We start from the raw sequence: 18713 nt of genomic DNA, 5'->3' as shown, positions 1-18713 counted from the left end.
TTGACTTGTTCTCCAGTGGGCAATAAGTAATACCAACGAGGTATTACCATGCGCGTTACCACCAAGGGCCAAGTGACTATCCCGAAGGAAATACGGGATCATCTGGGTATCGGCCCGGGCTCGGAGGTGGAGTTCGTCCCCACCGAGGACGGGGCTCGTGTCATAGCCGTCGACGAAAACATGTCGGAGGAGGAAGCCTCGCGCAGATTCAGCCAGATGCTCGGCCGTATGGCCGGTACGCTGGATCTGGGAGGCATGACGGCGAACGAATATATGGAATGGCTGAGGGGCCCACGTGAAGATCTCGACATTGATTGACACAAATGTCCTGATCGACGTTTGGGGTCCTGCCGGACGGGAGACGAAATGGTCGGCATCCGCGATTACCGCATGCCGGCGCGACGGCGCACTCGTAATCAATGCAATCGTCTGGTCCGAGCTCGCGCCGTTGATTGCGACCGAACAGGCCCTTCGCCAAGCAGTCGACATGCTCAAGATGGATCGCGAATTCCTGCCGTGGGAAGCAGCCTTCCTCGCTGGTGTCACGCATTCCCGCTATCGCCGCGCCGGCGGCATTGGCGAACGAACGCTGCCGGATTTCTTTATCGGCGCCCATGCGGTTGTCGCCGGGCATCGGCTGCTGACGCGCGATGCCGCGCGCTATCGCAGCTACTTCCCGGATCTCGATATCATCTCTCCGGAAACCCACCCGGCATGATCGGCAAGCTCAAATGATCGGCAAGCTAAAAGGCACGCTGGACGAGATCGACGAGGATTTCTGCGTCGTTGACGTGCATGGCGTCGGCTACGTCGCCTATTGCTCGGCGCGCACGCTTGCCGCGTTGCCGCCGCCCGGCGAGGCGGTGGTGCTGTTCATCGAGACCTATGTGCGCGAGGACATGCTGCGGCTCTATGGGTTCCAGTCGGTGCTGGAGCGCGAGTGGTTCCGGCTGCTGATGAACAATGTGCAGGGCGTCGGCGCCAAGGTGGCGCTGGCCATCCTGTCGACGCTGGCGCCGGCCGACCTCGCCAATGCGATTGCGCTGCGCGATATCGCCATGGTCAGCCGCGCGCCCGGCGTCGGCAAGAAGGTCGCCGAGCGCATCGTCACCGAATTGAAGAACAAGGCGCCGGCCTATGCGGGCACTGCCTCCGGCACCATCGGCCTGAAGCAGGAGCTCGGTGAGGGCGTTGCCTCGGCGCCGATTACCGACGCCGTCTCGGCACTGGTCAATCTCGGCTATTCGCGCGACACCGCCGCCAATGCGGTGGCGGCAGCGCTGAAGACGGCAGGCGAGGAGGTGGACGCCTCGAAGCTGATCCGCTTCGGGCTGAAGGAGCTGGCACGGTGAGACGTTGCTTGTCCGGTCCCTTGCCATATGCAAGGAAGGCGGCATGAGCCTTTCGCCACGCCTCATTGCTCCCGACAGACGCGGCGAGGACGCCGAGCAGACCTTGCGGCCGCAGACGCTCGGCGACTTCGTCGGCCAGGCGGCGGTGCGGGCCAATCTCAAAGTGTTCATCGAGGCCGCCAAGGGCCGCAGCGAAGCGCTCGACCATGTGCTGTTCGTCGGCCCGCCCGGCCTCGGCAAGACGACGCTGGCGCAGATCATGGCGCGCGAGCTCGGCGTCAATTTCCGCTCGACCTCGGGTCCGGTCATCGCCAAGGCCGGTGATCTCGCGGCGCTGCTCACCAACCTCGAAGACCGCGACGTGCTGTTCATCGACGAGATCCACCGGCTCAACCCGGCGGTCGAGGAAATCCTCTATCCGGCGATGGAGGATTTCCAGCTCGACCTGATCATCGGCGAGGGGCCGGCGGCGCGCTCGGTCAAGATCGACCTGGCCCGCTTCACGCTTGTCGCCGCCACCACCCGGCTCGGCCTTTTGACCAACCCGCTGCGCGACCGCTTCGGCATTCCGGTGCGGCTCAATTTCTACTCGGTCGAGGAACTCGAGCAGATCGTGCGGCGTGGCGCCCGCATCCTTGCCATGCCGCTCGGCGACGACGGTGCCTTGGAGATCGCCCGGCGGGCGCGCGGCACGCCGCGTATCGCCGGCCGGCTGTTGCGCCGGGTGCGCGACTTCGCCAGCGTTGCCGGCGACGGTCATGTCGACCGCAAGGTCGCCGACGAGGCGCTGACGCGGCTGGAGGTCGACGGGCTCGGCCTCGACGCGCTCGACCGCCGTTATCTGTCGATGATCGCCCGGAATTTCGGCGGCGGGCCGGTCGGCATCGAGACCATCGCGGCCGGGCTTTCCGAGCCACGCGATGCCATCGAGGACATCATCGAACCCTTTCTGATCCAGCAAGGCTTCATCATGCGTACCCCGCGCGGCCGCGTGCTGGCGGCCAATGCCTGGCGGCATCTCGGCCTCGACGCGCCAAAGGACCTGGCGCAGCAGCAGATCAGCCTGTTCCAGGAAGAACCCTAGGTTCCGCTGCTTATGGCTTCGGTGCTGGCAGTCCCCGGCCCAGCCCTCCAGGTCTTGATCATCGCCGGTCTATGCGCAAAACAGGTGTTGCTTGAAACAGGGCCTGTCGGGCCAAAAGGACAGCGCAATGGACGATCACGGTGAATCGGCATTGTCCGCCGGACTTTCCGGCGCGCTGACGGAATTCGGCCATCGACTGATGGCGCGGGTCTATTATGCCGACACCGATTTTTCCGGCGTCGTCTACCACGCGCGCTATCTCGAATTCTTCGAGCGCGGCCGGTCCGACTATCTGCGGCTGGCCGGCGTCCACCACACCGAGCTTGCCGACGGCAAGCATGGCGAGAAAATAGTCTGGGTGGTGCGGCGCATGGAGATCGATTTCCGCGGTTCGGCCCGCATGGATGACATCCTGACCATCGATACGCGCACCGAAGACATTTCCGGCGCCCGCATCGTCATGGCGCAGCAGTTGAAACGCGGCAGCGAAGTGCTGGTCGAGGCGCGGGTCGAAGCGGCGATCGTCGGCGAGAACGGCCGGCCGCGGCGCTTTCCCAAGGATTGGGTGGCAGCCTTCATGCCCGGAACGCGCAAATAAGAGTTCAGAGGCGGAAGATCCGGAGCTCCCGTCCGGGCGAGGATCGCCGGGCTGGTCGTCGGGGCGCGGCAATGCGCCGCGCTGTACGTCCTAACCCATCCTTAACCATAACGGTCCATGAAGGGATTGGTTAAGATTGGAAGAATCCAAGCGCCTTCCTTTCACCAATATTTGCCCCGAAAAGGCCGCCAACGGTGCATTTGGGGTTATTCCGCAAGCTTAACGCGAACGGACCACAAGGGATGCCCATGGGCCAGCCGCCAGCCACGCCCCGAAAATCTTTAAGGACGTAACATGGAAAACATCGCTCTCGCCGACCCGGGCGCGCATTTATCGATTTGGGCCTTGTTCATGCAGGCCGGTTGGGTGGTCAAGCTGGTCATGATCGGCTTGCTCTGCGCCTCGATCTGGACCTGGGCGATCATCGTCGACAAGCTCGTCGCCTATGCCCGCATGCGGCTGGCGCTCAACCGCTTCGAGCAGGTGTTCTGGTCGGGACAATCGCTGGAAGAGCTTTACCGCACGCTCGCCGACCGCAAGACGACCGGCATGAGCGCGATCTTCGTCGCCGCCATGCGCGAATGGAAGAAAAGCTTCGAGAAGGGCGCGAAATCGCCGCTCGGCCTGCAGACCCGCATCGACAAGGCGATGGATCTGGCGTTGACCCGCGAAATGGAAAAGCTGGAAGGGCGGCTCGGGTTTCTCGCCACCACCGGCTCGGCGGCGCCCTTCATCGGCCTGTTCGGCACCGTGATCGGCATCATGACCTCGTTCCAGGCGATCGCCGCCTCGAAGAACACCAGCCTGTCGGTGGTCGCGCCCGGCATCGCCGAAGCGCTGCTGGCGACAGCCATCGGCCTGCTCGCCGCCATCCCGGCCGTCATCGCCTACAACAAGCTGTCGTCGGACGCGAGCAAGATCGCGGTGCGCATGGAAGGGTTTGCGGATGAGTTCTCCGCCATACTCTCGCGCCAAATCGATGAAAAAGTCGCGCAGAAGGCCTGAGGAACGATCATGGGAATGTCCGTAAGCGCAGGTGGCGGAGGACGCGGCGGGCGCGGCCACAGGCGGCGCGGCCGCCATCACGCCTTGATATCGGAGATCAACGTCACGCCGATGGTCGACGTGATGCTGGTGCTGCTGATCATCTTCATGGTCGCAGCACCCTTGCTGACGGTCGGCGTGCCGATCGACCTGCCGGATACGCAGGCCAAGGCGATGAACGCCGATACGCAGCCTATAACCGTGTCCATCAACCCGGCCGGTCAGATTTACCTCCAGGAAACCGAGATCCCTGTCGAGGAGCTGGTGGCGAAGCTGCAGGCGATCTCGAAGACGGGCTATGACGAGCGCATTTTCATCAGGGGTGACAAGGCGACGGATTACGGCACGGCCATGAAGGTGATGGCCCGCATCTCGGCTGCCGGCTACAAGAATATCGGCCTGGTTTCACTGCAGGAACAGGATCAGTAGACGCAAGATGAGGACCGGCCTCACCACATCGGTGATCTTGCATACGGTGGCGATTGCCTTCGGGCTGTTCACCTTGTCCTCGCCGCCCGCGATGCCTGCGTCCGATGCGGAATCGGTGTCGGTCGAGATCGTGCCGATGGAAGCGACGGCACAGGTCCTGCAAGGCGACAAGAAGTCTGTGATGCATGACAAGCCGGCGCCGCTGCCGACACAGCGTCCCGACATCGTTCCCGATGCCCAGAAAGTCGGCGATAACAGCGTCGATACCGACAAGCCGCCGACACCTGAGCCCAAGCCCCAGCCAGTCGACATGACGGCGGCTCCGCCACCCGCGCCGACGCCGGTCGAAAAGCCCAAACCCGAGGACGTGCCGAAGCCGAAGGAAGAGCCGAAGCCTATTCCCGCTACGGAGGTCGCGCCGGTGCCGCAGCCGAAGGAAGAGGTCAAGCCCGAGCCGGTCAAGCAGACCGAGCCCAAGCCGACGCCGGCCACGGAGCCGACGCCCACGCCACCGCAGGACAAGACCGCCGCGATCGATCCGCAGCCCGAGGTCAAGCCGGATGCCGTCGCCGAGGCGATTGCCAAGCAACCGCCGACCGAGGAGGCGCAGCTTCCGGACTCGGCGCCAGCACCCGAGGCTCGGCCGAAGCCGCAGCCGGCCCAGGCCGAAAGCGCCAAGGCGCCCGAGCGCAAGGATGCCGACAAGCCGGTCAAGGAAGCCTCGTCCAGGCCGAAATCTGAAGACAAGCAGTTCAACGCCGACGAGATTTCGGCTCTGCTCGACAAGCGGAAGCCGTCCGGCGGCGGCGCCAAGCGCTCGACCCAGCAAGCATCGCTCGGCGGCGACAAGGATCAGGGCCAGAAGCTTTCGAAATCGGAGCAGGGGGCATTGGAGGCCCAGCTTAGTAATTGCTGGACCCTGCCGGTAGGGCTCGAGGGTTCGGAGAATTTCGTGGCTGTGATCCAGTTCAACCTGGACGCCTCCGGCAAGCTGGATGGCCGGCCTACTGTCGAAAAATCGAGCGGAAACCGCCCGTTTGACGAAAGTGCAGTGCGCGCGGTTCAGAAATGCGACATGGCCGGCCTGCAGGTTCCGGCGGGCAAGCAAGACATCTGGTCCGACGTTCGGGTCACTTTTGACCCTAGGGAGATGCTCGGCCTTTAGGCCCGGCGCTCACAGAATCAGCGAAAGAAGCGAGAAGACATGAAATCCATCCTCAAGCCGCTCCTGACGATCGCAGCGATGGCGCTGGGTATGACCGTTGCCGTCACCCTGCCGGCGCGGGCGCTCGTTGAGCTCAACGTCAATAAGGGCAATGTCGAGCCGTTGCCGATCGCCATCACGGACTTCCAGGGCGGCGATGCGCTCGGCGCCGAGATTTCCGGCATCGTCAGTGCCGACCTGAAACGCTCCGGCCTGTTCGCGCCGATCGACAAAAGCGCTTTCATTGAAAAGATCTCGAGCCCGGATGCCACGCCGCGCTTCGAAGACTGGAAGGTGATCAATGCGCAGGCGCTGGTCACCGGCAGTGTCGGCAAGGAGGCTGACGGCCGCATTCGCGCCCAGTACCGGTTGTGGGACACGTTTGCCGGCCAGCAGATGTCGGGCGAGCAGTTCTTCGCCAACGACGCCAATACCAGGCGCGTCGCCCATATCATCGCCGATGCGATCTACGAGCGGCTGACCGGCGAGAAGGGCTATTTCGACACGCGCGTTGTCTTCATCGACGAGTCCGGTGCCAAGAATGCGCGCAAGAAGCGGCTTGCCATCATGGACCAGGACGGCGCCAACGTCCGCTATCTCTCGAACGGCAAATCGATCGTGCTGACGCCGCGCTTCTCGCCGAACCGGCAGGAAATCACCTACATGTCCTATGAAAGCGGTCAGCCGCGGGTGTACCTGCTGCAGATCGAGACGGGGCAGCGCGAGCTGGTCGGCAATTTCCCCGGCATGACGTTTGCGCCGCGCTTTTCGCCCGACGGCCAGAAGGTGATCATGAGCCTGCTGCGCGATGACGGCAATTCCAACATCTTCGCCATGGACCTGAGAAGCCGCTCGACGACCAGGCTTACCAACTCGACCGCCATCGACACCTCACCGTCCTACTCGCCTGACGGCAGCAAGGTGGTGTTCACCTCGGATCGCGGCGGCCGCGCGCAGATCTATGTGATGGGCGCCGACGGCTCGGGCCAGACCCGCATCTCGTTCGGCGACGGCGTCTATTCGACGCCGGTATGGTCGCCGCGCGGCGATCTCATCGCCTTCACCAAGCAGACCGGCGGCGAATTCCAGATCGGCGTCATGCGCACCGACGGTTCGGGTGAGCGCATCCTGTCTACCGGCTTTCAGCAGGAAGGGCCGACCTGGGCACCCAACGGCCGGGTGCTGATGTTCTTCCGTGATTCCAATGGCGGACCAAAACTTGTTTCGGTCGATCTCACCGGCCGCAACGAACAGCCGATCCCGACGGCGAACTTCGCCTCGGATCCGGCCTGGTCGCCGCTGCTGGAATAGGCGGGAAGAGGAATTGAAGAACTGACGAACTGACGAGTTGAAGAACTGAAGAGTTGAAGAACTGAAGAATGGAGAAGGCAGAGGTCACATCGAGCACGCGAGGGATTTAGAAGTCTATAAGCGTGCCTATGCGGTTTCCCTTGGGGTACACAGAGCCACGCTTGCCTTTCCGAAAATGGAGCAATACGCGCTCGCCGATCAACTACGTCGTTCCAGCAAGGCGATCTGCGCCAATTTGGCCGAAGGCTTTGCCAAACAGACCCACTCCAAGCCCGAATTCGCACGGTTCACTTCGATGGCCATAGGATCGTGCAGTGAAGTGGAGACCTGGATTTCGTATGCGTTCGACCTCGAGTACATCACACAGGCGCAACGCGACGATTGGTTGCAATCCTATGCCCGCGTCTATGGAATGCTGGTCAATCTCAGAGAGAAGCTGAGGTGATCTCTTCCTCAATTCCTCAATTCCTCAATTCCTCAACTCCTCAATTCCCTCTTTTCATGTTTTGGCCGCATTTCCGCCTACGGTCCGCGCTCATTGTCGCCCTTGAGTAGCCCTCGGCAGAACGGTTGCGGACGGCAGCCGAAACCAAATTTTAACCGTGTTTCTTGAGCGTCGGTTAACCCAAACGTGGTTACTGGACGATCAATGAAATCACTCGAATTGCGAAGGAGAGGCGGCATGGGCCGTATCGCAGCACTTACCACAAACCCGGTCATGATCGCGCTCGTCGCGATGCTCGCGATCACCGGTTGCGCCTCGAAGAAGACGCCGAACAGCGCCGCCGATCTCGGCCTCAACGGCGCCGGCGCGGCAACGCCCGGGTCGGCCCAGGACTTTACCGTCAATATCGGCGACCGCATCTTCTTCGATACCGATTCTTCCTCGATCCGCGCCGATGCGCAGACGACGCTGTCGCGCCAGGCGCAGTGGCTGAACCAGTACAAGCAGTATGCCATCGTCATCGAAGGCCATGCCGACGAGCGCGGCACGCGCGAATACAATCTGGCGCTCGGCGCCCGCCGTGCTGCCGCCACCCGCGACTTCCTGGTCGCCAAGGGTGTTTCGGCGCAGCGCCTGAAGACCATTTCCTACGGCAAGGAGCGTCCGGTCGCGGTTTGCGACGACATCTCCTGCTGGTCGCAGAACCGCCGCGCCGTGACCACCCTGAGCGGCGCCGGCTCCTGATCGGCAAAAATGCAACACTTAGTGCGAAAGGCGGCCGCAGGGCCGCCTTTTTCGTATCTGCTCGCTCCAAACAAAATTTGGCCGAAGTCTCACGTCCTGTTAAGAGCCGAGAGCGTCTGGCCAGTCCCCAGTTGGCTGGTCTACTTCGAGTGAGAGGCGCGCAACAATGGTTTCACGGCGAGAGGCACATGCATTTCAGATCGGTCTTGAGCGGCACGCTTGCGCTGCTGCTCGTATCAAGTATCGCGGCACTTGCTGACGGTATCGGGGCAAACGCCACCGAGCAGTCATCGGAAAGCGGTTTTTCCTTCCATCTGCCGACGATCAAACTGCCCGCCATTTTCGGCGAAAGGAAAAAGCCGGATCAGGTTCAATTCGCACAACAGGATGGCACCGGCACTCCGGCGCTGGAGGAACAGCTCCGGCAGATGAACGGCAAGATCGAGGAACTCAATTTCCAGGTTCTGCAGATGCAGGAGCAGATCCGCAAGCAGCAGGAAGACAACGAATTCCGTTTCCAGCAGTTGGAAGGCGGTCCGCAAGGCGCGCAGCAGCCGGCCGGACAGAAGAAGTCCGAGGCCGCGCCCAGCAGCGACGGTAACGTGGCGGAGGTCCCGGCAACGCAGGCTCCGGCCGACGCGGGCAAGGCAGCAGACGGCGGCAAAAGCGTCGAAGACGTCATCATCGAATCGCCCAACGGCGATCCCGGCAAGCTGATCCCCGGCGCGCCGCCCAAGACGTTCGGCACCATCACCGTCGACAAAAACGGCAATGTCGTCGAAGCCGATGGCAATGCGCAGGCGAACGCGCCGTCGCAGAATACGGCCCCAGCCAACGGCGCCAGCGCGGCCGGCAACAAGGCCGGTAAATCCGACGACACGGTGGTCGCGGCACTCCCATCGACCAACGACCCGGAGGAGCTTTACCGCAACTCTTACCAGTTCATCCTGTCGGGCGACTACAGCACCGCCGAACAGGGTTTCCGCGATCACATCGCCCGTTTTCCCCGGGACGCCAAAGCGGCGGATGCGCATTACTGGCTCGGTGAATCGCTGCTCGGCCAGCAGAAATACCGCGATGCGGCCGAGATTTTCCTCGCTGCCAGCAAGGACTATCCCAAGGCCAAGAAGGCGCCCGACATGCTGCTGAAGCTCGGCGTTTCACTGGTCGGGCTGAAACAGCGCGACGTGGCCTGTGCCACTTTCAGCGAGATCGGCAAGCGCTACCCTGATATTTCCGGCGCGCTCAAGGAGCGGGTCAAGCAGGAAAGGGCACTCGCGGCGTGCTAGTTTTTCCGTTGCGTGTCGCTGCCGCAAAACCGGGCCCACGCTTGGGCGACATGCATGACGCTCGACACCGGGCCTGACCTTTCGGATTTTTCGCGGATCGACTTTTCCAACGGCGCTGTTGCGGCCGTGTCCGGCGGCAGCGACTCGACCGCCCTTCTCCTCCTCCTCAAAGCCCATCTCGACCGTAACGCCCCGGCAACGAAATTGCTGGCGGTAACGATCGATCATCGATTGCGGCCGCAAGCGGCAGCGGAAGCGCAAGCCGTGGCCAGGCTGTGCGCGGCGCGCGGTATTGCCCATCGCGTTCTCGCCTGGTCGGGGCGCAAACCATCGACCGGCCTCCCCGCCGCCGCGCGCAAAGCCCGACACCGGCTGCTCGCCGAGGCCGCCGAAGCGGCAGGCATCGGCCTGATCCTGACTGGCCACACCGCCGACGACCAGGCCGAGACCGTGCTGATGCGGCAAACGCGGGACGAGTGGGCGCGTGACGAGCGGCCAACTGACGAGCGGCCAAGTGACGAGCGGCCAAGTGATGGCGGGCAAAGCGACGACGGGCGGCGCGAGGAAGGGCGGGGTCTTGCCGGGATGGCGCCGGCAACCCTCTACGACTGGCGGCACTGGATCGTGCGGCCACTGCTCGGCGTAAGGCGTGAGGCACTGCGCGAATTCCTGCGGCGTGAACAGGTTGCCTGGATCGAAGATCCGACCAATGCCGACACCGCTTTCGAGCGGCCGCGCGTCCGCGCAGCACTTGCCGAAGGCGATGGTGCGCCTCGTGTGGCTGAAGCGATAGCGCTGGCCAGAAAGGTGGCGGCCGAGCGTGAGCAACTGGGACGCCGCGCGGCCATGCTGATCCGCAGCTTGGCCTCCAGGCCAGCCGCCGGCCTCGTCCGCCTCGACCGGGATTTTGCGACTGAAAGCGACAGCGGGGCGGCTATTTATGCGCTGCGCATTCTGCTGGCGGCGACCGGCGGCACAGCTTTCCTTCCCGACCAGGCCCGCAGCGAAGCCCTTTTCGGCCGGCTCCGCACCGGGCCGCTTTGTGCCACATTGTCGCGGACCGTGATCGATGCCCGGCGTACCGGTATCTTTTTGCATCGCGAATTGCGCGATCTGCCGCCCGCTGTCGAGGTTTCCGACAATGCCCTTTGGGACGGCCGCAGACGGATCACATTGGGCGACAGTTCAGGTGCATTGTTGATCGCGCCGCTGTTGGTAGCACCGCTCGGGGCGGCTCTTGCCGCAAAGCGGGCAATTGCCGGGCATGGCACGCCGGCAAGCCTTGTACGCGCGGCCCTGGCCGCCGAGCCGGCGCTATGGCGGGATGGCGAATGCCTTGGTCTGCCTGGGGAAGGCCCGGGTTTGCCCGGGGAAGGCCCGATGCCGGCTGCTGTCGCCGCATATCCGGCAGTCGCGCCCTTCGCCCGTTTCCTGCCGTCCTTCGATCTGGCGCCGGCCGATGCCGTCGCCGCCTTGCTTGGCGCGGCGCCGGTTCCAGCCTCGCCATTCGGCGGCCACAGTGCCGGCCTACCACGGGCGAAAGCTTAACCGAGACCTGCTGTTATGCTTGGCAAGGGGAGACGCTCTCCCTATGTTAGGGCCAAGTTTCCTCTCACGACGCGTGTCCGCCCAGCGGCGCCAACGGGACAATTGATGAATCCGAATTATCGCAACCTCGCGCTCTGGGCGATCATAGCGGTCCTGCTCATCGCTCTCTTCAATCTTTTCCAGACGCCGCAGACGCGTGGGGCCTCGAGCGATGTCCCCTATTCGCAGTTCCTGCAGGAAGTCGCCGCCGGACGGATCAAGTCGGTGACCATCGCCGGCGCCCGTATCTCCGGCAATTACACGGACAGCTCCAACGGTTTCCAGACCTATTCGCCTGGGGACCCGTCACTGGTTTCGCGTCTGCAGGACAAGAACGTCACCATCAATGCGCGTCCTGAATCCGACGGCTCCAATTCGCTGTTCGGCACCCTGATCTCCTGGCTGCCGATGATCCTCATCCTCGGCGTCTGGATATTCTTCATGCGCCAGATGCAGTCCGGTTCCGGCCGTGCCATGGGCTTCGGCAAGTCGAAGGCCAAGCTGTTGACCGAAGCGCATGGCCGCGTCACCTTTCAGGACGTCGCTGGCGTCGACGAAGCCAAGCAAGATCTGGAAGAGATCGTCGAGTTCCTGCGCGACCCGCAGAAATTCCAGCGGCTCGGCGGCAAGATCCCGCGCGGCGTGCTGCTCGTCGGTCCTCCCGGAACCGGCAAGACGCTGCTCGCCCGCTCGGTCGCCGGTGAAGCCAACGTGCCGTTCTTCACCATTTCGGGCTCGGACTTTGTCGAGATGTTCGTCGGCGTCGGCGCAAGCCGCGTCCGCGACATGTTCGACCAGGCCAAGAAGAATGCGCCTTGTATCATCTTCATCGACGAAATCGACGCGGTCGGCCGCCATCGCGGTGCCGGCCTCGGCGGAGGCAATGACGAACGCGAGCAGACGCTGAACCAGCTGCTGGTCGAGATGGATGGCTTCGAATCCAACGAAAGCATCATCCTGATCGCCGCCACCAACCGGCCCGACGTACTCGATCCGGCGCTGCTCAGGCCGGGCCGCTTCGATCGCCAGGTGGTGGTGCCGAACCCCGACATCGTCGGCCGCGAAAAGATCCTGAAGGTGCATGTGCGCAACGTGCCGCTGGCGCCCAATGTCGACCTCAAGGTGATCGCGCGCGGCACGCCGGGCTTTTCCGGCGCCGACCTGATGAACCTGGTCAACGAGTCCGCCCTGATGGCGGCACGGCGCAACAAGCGCCTCGTCACCATGGCCGAATTCGAGGACGCCAAGGACAAGATCATGATGGGCGCCGAGCGCCGCTCGTCGGCGATGACGCAGGCCGAGAAGGAGCTGACCGCCTATCACGAGGCCGGCCACGCCATTCTGGCGCTCAACGTGCCGTCCGCCGATCCGCTGCACAAGGCGACCATCATTCCGCGCGGCCGGGCACTCGGCATGGTCATGCAGCTGCCGGAAGGCGACCGCTATTCGATGAGCTACAAATACATGATCTCGCGCCTCGCCATCATGATGGGCGGCCGTGTCGCCGAGGAGTTCAAGTTCGGCAAGGAGAACATCACCTCGGGCGCCTCCTCCGATATCGAGCAGGCGACCAAGCTGGCGCGCGCCATGGTGACGCGCTGGGGCTTCTCCGACAAGCTCGGCCATGTCGCCTATGGCGACAACCAGGAGGAGGTGTTCCTCGGCCATTCGGTGGCGCGCACGCAGAACATCTCGGAAGAGACGGCGCAGATCATCGACGCCGAAGTGCGCCGGCTGATCGACGAGGCTTATTCGACGGCAAGGTCAATCCTGACCAAGAAAAAGAAGGAATGGATCGCGCTGGCGCAAGGCCTGCTCGAATACGAGACGCTGTCGGGCGAGGAGATCAAGCAGCTGATCGCCGGCAATAAGCCCGCACGCGACCTCGGCGATGACACGCCGCCGAGCCGTGGCTCGGCCGTACCAAAGTCCGGCCGCCGCAAGAAGGGTCCCGAGCCCGAAGGTGGCATGGAACCCCAGCCGTCAAGCTAGGCTCCGGCCCGAGACAGATCGACTTTCGAAGCGCCGCGGCCTTGACCGCGGCGTTTTCTTTTGGGGAATGCGAAAGTGAGATGACGGCCAATCCCCCCGCGAAGGAACGTGGCCTTCTATCGTCCTCGATGACGACTTCGGGAAGATCGGCAAGGCGCGGGGGGGGGAAGCAAATCCGTATTTTTGCGAGGGCACCACATTTTGTTCTTGCTTTGTGCCGGCAGCTATGCTACTAATTTGGGTATGGTGGCAATTGGCCCCGAAGACCCGCCCGTCGAGGCGGGTTTTTTCGTTTCAGGCATCTTTCGACTGGGGAGCTATCCGCAACCTTGCGCCAACGTTGGCGATTGGCGAAAGCCGGCATGATGGCTAATCTCCCCCCTTGTGGGGGAGATGTCCGGCAGGACAGAGGGGGGCGCTGTCCCGCCGACCTGCCAACGTATCGCAGACACGCCACAACTGATCTGATCTCAATCAGAGAAAACAAATTTAAAGGTTTGCGATCCTTCGCACTCCCCTCTGCTCTGCCGGGCATCTCCCCCACCAGGGGGGAGATTGGCAGCGTAGTCGACGCTGCCAACCTTCCAACGCCGGGCCTCTCGTTGGAGTCGGCCAACAAAAAGCCCGCGAACCTTGCGGCTCGCGGGCTCCTATCGTCGGATGTTGGCGCCGGTCAGCTCTTCAGCTTGGCGTTGCAGAGGCTGTAGAAGCCGCCGCCCTTCTGGATCCACCTGAGGCCGCCCAGCGTATTGGCGTCCTTGTTGGCGTAATAGAGGTCGAGGCAGGTGTGCATGCGGCCCTTGGCCGGGGTCTCGGTTGCATACTTCTTGGAGATCGCCGTCGGGAATTTCACGCCCTGGGGGGCGGTGATGGTCGGCGGCTGCGGATCGCCGGTATACTTGGCATCAGGAGCCGGCAGGGTGTCGTCGTCGGCTGCGCCGGCGCCGCATTGGCTCTTGCGGAAGTCGTTCCACTTCATGCCGTTCAGCGTGTTGCCGGCCTTGGCAGCCTGATATTTGGCGCTGCAATCCGCCATGCTGAGGCCTTTGCCGGAATCGGTCGCCGCGGCTGTCGCCGCCTCGGCAGGTGCCGCGGCAGGTTGTGCCGCTGCAGTTGCGCCGGCGGCGCATTCACTCTTGCGGAAGTCGTTCCATTTCATGCCGTTGAGCGTGCCGGCAGCCTTGGCGGCCTGGTATTTGGTGCTGCATTCCTTGGCCGTCAGGCCCGGCGCAGCGTCGTCGTCGGCGGCTGCCGCAGCCTTGGTCGTGGCGGCGGGTTGTGCGGCTGCGGTCGCGTCGGCGGCGCACTGGGTCTTGCGGAAATCGTTCCACTTCATGCCGTTCAGCGTGCCGGCGGCTTTTGCCGCCTGGTACTTGGTGCTGCACTCCTTCGCCGTCAGGCCCGGGGCCGCATCGTCGCCGGCGGCTGCCTTGGTGGTGTCAGTGGCCTTGGCCGGGGCGGTGTCGGTCGTAGCGGCGGTGGCATCGGTGCCGCATTGCGCCTTGCGGAACTGGTTCCAGTTCTGCCCGCCAAGCGTTCCCGCATCCTTCGCCGCGTTGTACTTGGTGCTGCACTCGGCCATGGTCAGCGCATTGGCAGGCGCCGCCAGGAACAAGGTCGCGACGGCAAGACCCGTCAAAGTGGCAAGTCGGTGGATGAGCATGCGTTTTCTCCCTGTGGCAGTTCATGATATGTCCCAGTGCAGCAATAGCGCTCAACGGCTGGTTGCGCCAGATGCTAAGTAGCGTAGAGTCAAATTTAGAAGTGCATTCTTTTCTTTAAGGTGATGAATTCGTTGCCGGGACCGTCTCCCAGCCAAGTTCGTCCGGGTGCATTGCACGGAGAGCGCGCATATGGCTGGGTCCCAGCGAGGCCACTGCGTCACATGACAGCCAGTCAGATCGGCGGGTGCGGAGGACCTGAGCCTACCGCTGTCTGGAGCCGCACGATGCGGACTCGGGTTCAAGGCCACACTGCCACAGACCAAAGGATCCAGAGGAGTTTGAGTTGACGTTTCTGATGCTGCTGCCGCAACAAGGGCTCGGAACTTGAAAATCAACACACTAGCGTGACGCAAAACACACAAAACAACAATTTTCTAAGGATTGGTCGTCCATAATCATACAATGTGATGACGGGGCTTGGGCCATTTTATGGCATGAGATGCTCGGAAAGAACCATCGGGAAGCTGGCGAACATGGCAGGACATTATTTCGGTACGGACGGCATTCGTGGGCGAGCCAACAAGTTTCCAATGACGGCGGAGGTCGCCATGCGGGTCGGCATGGCCGCCGGCCTCTCGTTCCAGCGCGGCAGCCACCGCCACCGCGTCGTGCTCGGCAAGGATACCAGGCTTTCCGGCTACATGATCGAGAACGCGATGGTATCCGGCCTGTGCGCCGCCGGCATGGATGTCTTCCTGCTCGGCCCTATCCCGACGCCCGCTGTTGCCATGCTGGTGCGCTCGCTGCGCGCCGATATCGGGGTGATGATTTCTGCCTCGCACAACCCCTATTACGACAACGGCATCAAGCTGTTCGGCCCCGATGGCTACAAGCTGTCCGATGAGATCGAGGAGCGTATCGAGGGGATGCTCGACAAGGATATCGAATTGGCGCTCGCTGATTCCGATGGGCTCGGCCGCGCCAAACGCGTGGACGGCGTGCATGACCGCTATATCGAATTCGCCAAGCGCACGCTGCCGCGCTCGATGTCGCTGTCGGGCCTGCGCATCGTCGTCGATTGTGCCAATGGCGCCGCCTACAAGGTGGCGCCCGACGCGCTATGGGAACTCGGCGCCGAGGTCGTTGCCATCAATGTCGAGCCCAACGGCTTCAACATCAACAAGGAATGCGGCTCGACTCATCCAGCCGGCTTGCAAAAGAAGGTGCACGAAGTGCGCGCCGATATCGGCATTGCGCTCGACGGCGATGCCGACCGCGTCGTCATCGTCGACGAGAACGGCGCGATCGTCGATGGCGACCAGATCATGGCGCTGATTGCCGAGTCCTGGCACCAGAGCGGGCGGCTGGCCGGCGGCGGTGTCGTCTCGACGGTAATGTCCAATCTCGGCCTCGAACGCTTCCTCGGCGACATGAACCTGCAGTTGCATCGCACCAAGGTCGGCGACCGCTATGTCGTCGAGCACATGCGTGCCCATGGGCTCAATGTCGGCGGCGAACAGTCGGGTCACATCGTGCTGTCCGACTTTTCGACCACCGGCGACGGCCTTGTCTCGGCGCTGCAGGTGCTCGCCTGCATCAAGCGGCAGAACCGGCCGGTGAGCGAACTGTCGAAGAAGTTCGAGCCGGTGCCGCAGCTGTTGAAGAATGTGCATATTTCCGGCGGCAAGCCGCTCGAGGAGGCGCCGGTCAAGGCAGCGATCGAAGATGCGCGCAATCGCCTCGGCAAGGCCGGGCGCCTGGTCATCCGGCCATCCGGCACGGAGCCGCTCATCCGCGTCATGGCGGAAGGCGACGACCCACAACTTGTCGAGTCGGTCGTCAACGACATCGTCGAGGTCATTTCGGAAACGCGCAGCGCCGCCTGATCTCCCTCCAACATCGGTTCAAAGCCCGCCTTGCCGGCGGGCTTTTTATTGAGTCGCCAATTCCGCCTGCAGCAACGGCCGCCAGATTGCTCGACTTTTGGAGATTCGTGGTTAATCAATACGGTTAAACGCCTTTTAACCTTTCCGATTCATTATCCACAACTGAGGTCAATCACGTTTCGGGCGCGTTCGCCGTTCGAGGGTTCTCAGGAGTGATAAGCATGTTCAACACAGCAAGAATGGCCCTCCTGGCCGCGCTGTTTGCCGGCGCCGGGCCGGCATTCGCCGCCGATTTCGTCGAGCCGCCCGTAGTCGAGGAGGCGCCACCACCGGTTGCCTACGAGCAGCCGGCCGAATTCGGCGGCTGGTATATCCGTGGCGACATCGACTATCACTGGTCGAAGTTTCGTGGCGGCGACTACATCACGTACGGTGTAGCGCCCCAGAATCCCGGCAAGTTCGATACAGGCAAGCTGGACGGCGCCTTCTCGGCCGGCGGCGGTGTTGGTTACCAGATCGACGAGCATTTCCGCACCGATCTCACCTTGGACTGGATGAGCAAGTCCAAATTCCGCGGCTCGACCGACGGCTTCTGCGGCCCGCAGCAAACGCCTTGCACGTCCGTCGATACCTCGTCCTATTCGGCGCTGCTGCTCTTGGCCAACGCCTATGTCGACATCGGCACCTGGCATGGGATCACGCCTTATGTCGGCGCCGGCATCGGCGGTGCCTGGGTCAAGTGGGATGAACTGCACAACGTGGACAGCGACGGTTCATTTGATCATAGCGGTGGCAAGGGCTGGCGTTTTGCCTATGCTGCCATGGCGGGCGCATCCTACTGCCTGACCGATCGCGTCAAACTCGATGTCGGCTACCGCTTCAGCCACATCAATGGCGGTAAGATGTTCGACTATGCCTCCCTCCCCAATGTCGGCCCAGGCTATGACAAAGGCATCAACGTGCACGAAGTGCGTGGCGGCCTGCGCTACCAGTTCGGCAGGTCGGACTGCGCGCCGCCGGAGCCCTACGTTCCAGAACCCGAGCCCGTCTACACCAAGTAGTTGTTTCTGAAATCCAGGAATTCGTCGACCGCCCGGCTGATGCCGGGCGGTTTCGTTTTGGCTGCCTAAGATGCTGCGGCGCTCGGGAACACCGCCCAACTTGAGAAGCGAAAGCGGATCAAATCAATTGCTAACGCCTTGTTATCCTTAACCCGCACTTAACCACTATGGTTAACAATGCTGTCTGAAACGGCGCGCGATTGCGAATGCGCCAAGTTCGGGAGCCGAGAACCATGACATCCAAATCGCCTGTAGCACTGGCGCTAGCAGCAGTCGTCGTGTTGCCGCTGACGCCGGCGCTTGGTGCCGATTACGAACCGCCGGTCTATGTCGACCAGGCGCCCGATTATGTACCGGTCGAGGTTGGCTCGGGATGGTATCTGCGCGGCGATGTCTCCTATCTGGTGCAGAAGAGCTTCAGGGATGAGGATTTCGCCTTCACGCCCGCGAGCTTCGACGAAAAGGAAGATCCCATCTTCGCCAGCATTGGCTTCGGCTACCATTTCAACGACTATTTGCGCGCCGATCTCAATGCCGGCTATCTGCCCGGCAACAAGATCGAGGTCGGCTATAACAACGGAACGACCGTGGCATCGGCGACCCTGAAGAACTATGCCTTCTCAGGCATACTCAATGGCTATGTCGACCTTGGCACCTATGTCGGAATCACGCCTTATCTCGGCGCTGGTGTCGGTATCCTCCAGAGCAAGCGCCGCCTGTCGGCGAGCTACTTCACCGCCAACGCCGACCCCACCGACGATTTCGTCCTGCGTGACAACAAGACCCAATACTCCTTCGCCTACACGCTGAATGCCGGCCTTGCCTACCAAGTGTCCAAGAATGTCTCAGTCGATGTGGGGTATCAGTATTTCTCCGCACCCGACGCCGAATATGTGACGGCCGAAAGCCTGACTTCTTATCCGATCCGCAAAGGGATCAATAATCACCAGGTCAAAGTCGGACTGCGATACGACCTCTGGTAGGCTCGATCGAAGCTGAGGCGTGAACAATGGCGGGTCTTTG

18 protein-coding genes are annotated in these 18713 nt (G+C 62.6%); 17 read left to right on the top strand and 1 reads right to left on the bottom strand.

The features are described 5' to 3' along the window. Positions 1-48: 48 nt before the first annotated feature. The 14 genes from NKJ13_RS13480 to ftsH all read left to right on the top strand — a co-directional run bounded on the left by NKJ13_RS13480 (position 49) and on the right by ftsH (position 13079). The gene (locus NKJ13_RS13480; RefSeq protein ID WP_352471202.1) at positions 49-318 is read left to right on the top strand and encodes an AbrB/MazE/SpoVT family DNA-binding domain-containing protein; all 270 of its coding nucleotides are present in this window, start codon (positions 49-51) and stop codon (positions 316-318) included. After that, complete coding sequence (locus tag NKJ13_RS13475) at positions 296-718, top strand: type II toxin-antitoxin system VapC family toxin (protein WP_352471201.1); 423 nt, start codon at positions 296-298, stop codon at positions 716-718. The genes NKJ13_RS13480 and NKJ13_RS13475 overlap by 23 nt, the downstream gene beginning before the upstream one ends. 13 nt (positions 719-731) lie before the next feature. Then, positions 732-1352: a Holliday junction branch migration protein RuvA gene (gene ruvA / locus NKJ13_RS13470; RefSeq protein ID WP_352737790.1), complete on the top strand. Its 621-nt coding sequence runs from the start codon at positions 732-734 to the stop codon at positions 1350-1352. A 43-nt stretch (positions 1353-1395) separates the two neighbouring features. Next, positions 1396-2436: a Holliday junction branch migration DNA helicase RuvB gene (gene ruvB, locus NKJ13_RS13465; protein WP_023677999.1), complete on the top strand. Its 1041-nt coding sequence runs from the start codon at positions 1396-1398 to the stop codon at positions 2434-2436. 127 nt (positions 2437-2563) lie between these two features. After that, a complete protein-coding gene (ybgC, locus tag NKJ13_RS13460) occupies positions 2564-3034 on the top strand; it encodes a tol-pal system-associated acyl-CoA thioesterase (RefSeq protein WP_352471199.1) in 471 nt (156 codons plus the stop codon). Positions 3035-3328: 294 nt separating this feature from the next. Then, the gene (tolQ, locus tag NKJ13_RS13455) at positions 3329-4039 is read left to right on the top strand and encodes a protein TolQ (RefSeq protein ID WP_352489260.1); all 711 of its coding nucleotides are present in this window, start codon (positions 3329-3331) and stop codon (positions 4037-4039) included. A gap of 9 nt (positions 4040-4048) precedes the next feature. Further along, positions 4049-4507, top strand: coding sequence for a protein TolR (gene tolR, locus NKJ13_RS13450; protein WP_352504951.1), 459 nt, complete (start codon positions 4049-4051; stop codon positions 4505-4507). Between the two features lie 7 nt (positions 4508-4514). Then, positions 4515-5672 carry a cell envelope integrity protein TolA gene (tolA, locus tag NKJ13_RS13445; protein ID WP_352687204.1) on the top strand — a complete coding sequence of 386 codons (1158 nt, stop codon included), beginning with the start codon at positions 4515-4517 and terminating at the stop codon, positions 5670-5672. A gap of 78 nt (positions 5673-5750) precedes the next feature. Continuing rightward, positions 5751-7022, top strand: coding sequence for a Tol-Pal system beta propeller repeat protein TolB (gene tolB / locus NKJ13_RS13440; protein WP_502896067.1), 1272 nt, complete (start codon positions 5751-5753; stop codon positions 7020-7022). A gap of 61 nt (positions 7023-7083) precedes the next feature. After that, a complete protein-coding gene (locus NKJ13_RS13435) occupies positions 7084-7467 on the top strand; it encodes a four helix bundle protein (protein WP_352737828.1) in 384 nt (127 codons plus the stop codon). 237 nt (positions 7468-7704) lie between these two features. Then, positions 7705-8211 carry a peptidoglycan-associated lipoprotein Pal gene (pal, locus tag NKJ13_RS13430; protein WP_352504953.1) on the top strand — a complete coding sequence of 169 codons (507 nt, stop codon included), beginning with the start codon at positions 7705-7707 and terminating at the stop codon, positions 8209-8211. A gap of 188 nt (positions 8212-8399) precedes the next feature. Next, positions 8400-9500, top strand: a complete 1101-nt coding sequence (gene ybgF / locus NKJ13_RS13425; RefSeq protein WP_352504954.1) for a tol-pal system protein YbgF — start codon at positions 8400-8402, stop codon at positions 9498-9500. Between the two features lie 54 nt (positions 9501-9554). Continuing rightward, the gene (gene tilS, locus NKJ13_RS13420; RefSeq protein WP_352737788.1) at positions 9555-11048 is read left to right on the top strand and encodes a tRNA lysidine(34) synthetase TilS; all 1494 of its coding nucleotides are present in this window, start codon (positions 9555-9557) and stop codon (positions 11046-11048) included. Positions 11049-11153: 105 nt separating this feature from the next. Beyond that, complete coding sequence (gene ftsH / locus NKJ13_RS13415) at positions 11154-13079, top strand: ATP-dependent zinc metalloprotease FtsH (RefSeq protein WP_352476109.1); 1926 nt, start codon at positions 11154-11156, stop codon at positions 13077-13079. A 673-nt stretch (positions 13080-13752) separates the two neighbouring features. Here ftsH and NKJ13_RS13410 read toward each other — a convergent pair. Continuing rightward, a complete protein-coding gene (locus NKJ13_RS13410) occupies positions 13753-14742 on the bottom strand; it encodes a hypothetical protein (protein ID WP_352737787.1) in 990 nt (329 codons plus the stop codon). A 534-nt stretch (positions 14743-15276) separates the two neighbouring features. On the opposite strand from NKJ13_RS13410, the gene glmM reads away from it, so the two are divergent. From glmM to NKJ13_RS13395, 3 genes are all read left to right on the top strand, one after another. After that, on the top strand, positions 15277-16629 hold the full coding sequence (glmM, locus tag NKJ13_RS13405; protein WP_292664754.1) for a phosphoglucosamine mutase: 1353 nt from the start codon (positions 15277-15279) through the stop codon (positions 16627-16629). Between the two features lie 221 nt (positions 16630-16850). After that, positions 16851-17690 (top strand): outer membrane protein, encoded by an 840-nt coding sequence (locus tag NKJ13_RS13400; protein ID WP_352737786.1) that lies wholly within the window; start codon positions 16851-16853, stop codon positions 17688-17690. A 233-nt stretch (positions 17691-17923) separates the two neighbouring features. Then, positions 17924-18673, top strand: coding sequence for an outer membrane protein (locus NKJ13_RS13395; protein ID WP_352504959.1), 750 nt, complete (start codon positions 17924-17926; stop codon positions 18671-18673). Positions 18674-18713 lie beyond the last annotated feature (40 nt).

It is taken from the genome of Mesorhizobium sp. M0174 (genome assembly GCF_040322275.1).
Lineage (GTDB): Bacteria > Pseudomonadota > Alphaproteobacteria > Rhizobiales > Rhizobiaceae > Mesorhizobium.
This window is presented reverse-complemented; position numbering and strand designations above follow the sequence as displayed.

Coding starts and splice junctions, on each gene's coding strand:
- NKJ13_RS13410 (WP_352737787.1), bottom strand. CDS start 14,742: ATGCTCATCCACCGACTTGCCACTTTGACGGGTCTTGCCGTCGCGACC.
- ruvA (WP_352737790.1), top strand. CDS start 732: ATGATCGGCAAGCTAAAAGGCACGCTGGACGAGATCGACGAGGATTTC.
- tolB (WP_502896067.1), top strand. CDS start 5,751: ATGGCGCTGGGTATGACCGTTGCCGTCACCCTGCCGGCGCGGGCGCTC.
- ftsH (WP_352476109.1), top strand. CDS start 11,154: ATGAATCCGAATTATCGCAACCTCGCGCTCTGGGCGATCATAGCGGTC.
- tolR (WP_352504951.1), top strand. CDS start 4,049: ATGGGAATGTCCGTAAGCGCAGGTGGCGGAGGACGCGGCGGGCGCGGC.
- tolQ (WP_352489260.1), top strand. CDS start 3,329: ATGGAAAACATCGCTCTCGCCGACCCGGGCGCGCATTTATCGATTTGG.
- ybgC (WP_352471199.1), top strand. CDS start 2,564: ATGGACGATCACGGTGAATCGGCATTGTCCGCCGGACTTTCCGGCGCG.
- glmM (WP_292664754.1), top strand. CDS start 15,277: ATGGCAGGACATTATTTCGGTACGGACGGCATTCGTGGGCGAGCCAAC.
- tilS (WP_352737788.1), top strand. CDS start 9,555: ATGACGCTCGACACCGGGCCTGACCTTTCGGATTTTTCGCGGATCGAC.
- pal (WP_352504953.1), top strand. CDS start 7,705: ATGGGCCGTATCGCAGCACTTACCACAAACCCGGTCATGATCGCGCTC.
- ybgF (WP_352504954.1), top strand. CDS start 8,400: ATGCATTTCAGATCGGTCTTGAGCGGCACGCTTGCGCTGCTGCTCGTA.
- NKJ13_RS13395 (WP_352504959.1), top strand. CDS start 17,924: ATGACATCCAAATCGCCTGTAGCACTGGCGCTAGCAGCAGTCGTCGTG.
- ruvB (WP_023677999.1), top strand. CDS start 1,396: ATGAGCCTTTCGCCACGCCTCATTGCTCCCGACAGACGCGGCGAGGAC.
- tolA (WP_352687204.1), top strand. CDS start 4,515: ATGAGGACCGGCCTCACCACATCGGTGATCTTGCATACGGTGGCGATT.
- NKJ13_RS13480 (WP_352471202.1), top strand. CDS start 49: ATGCGCGTTACCACCAAGGGCCAAGTGACTATCCCGAAGGAAATACGG.
- NKJ13_RS13400 (WP_352737786.1), top strand. CDS start 16,851: ATGTTCAACACAGCAAGAATGGCCCTCCTGGCCGCGCTGTTTGCCGGC.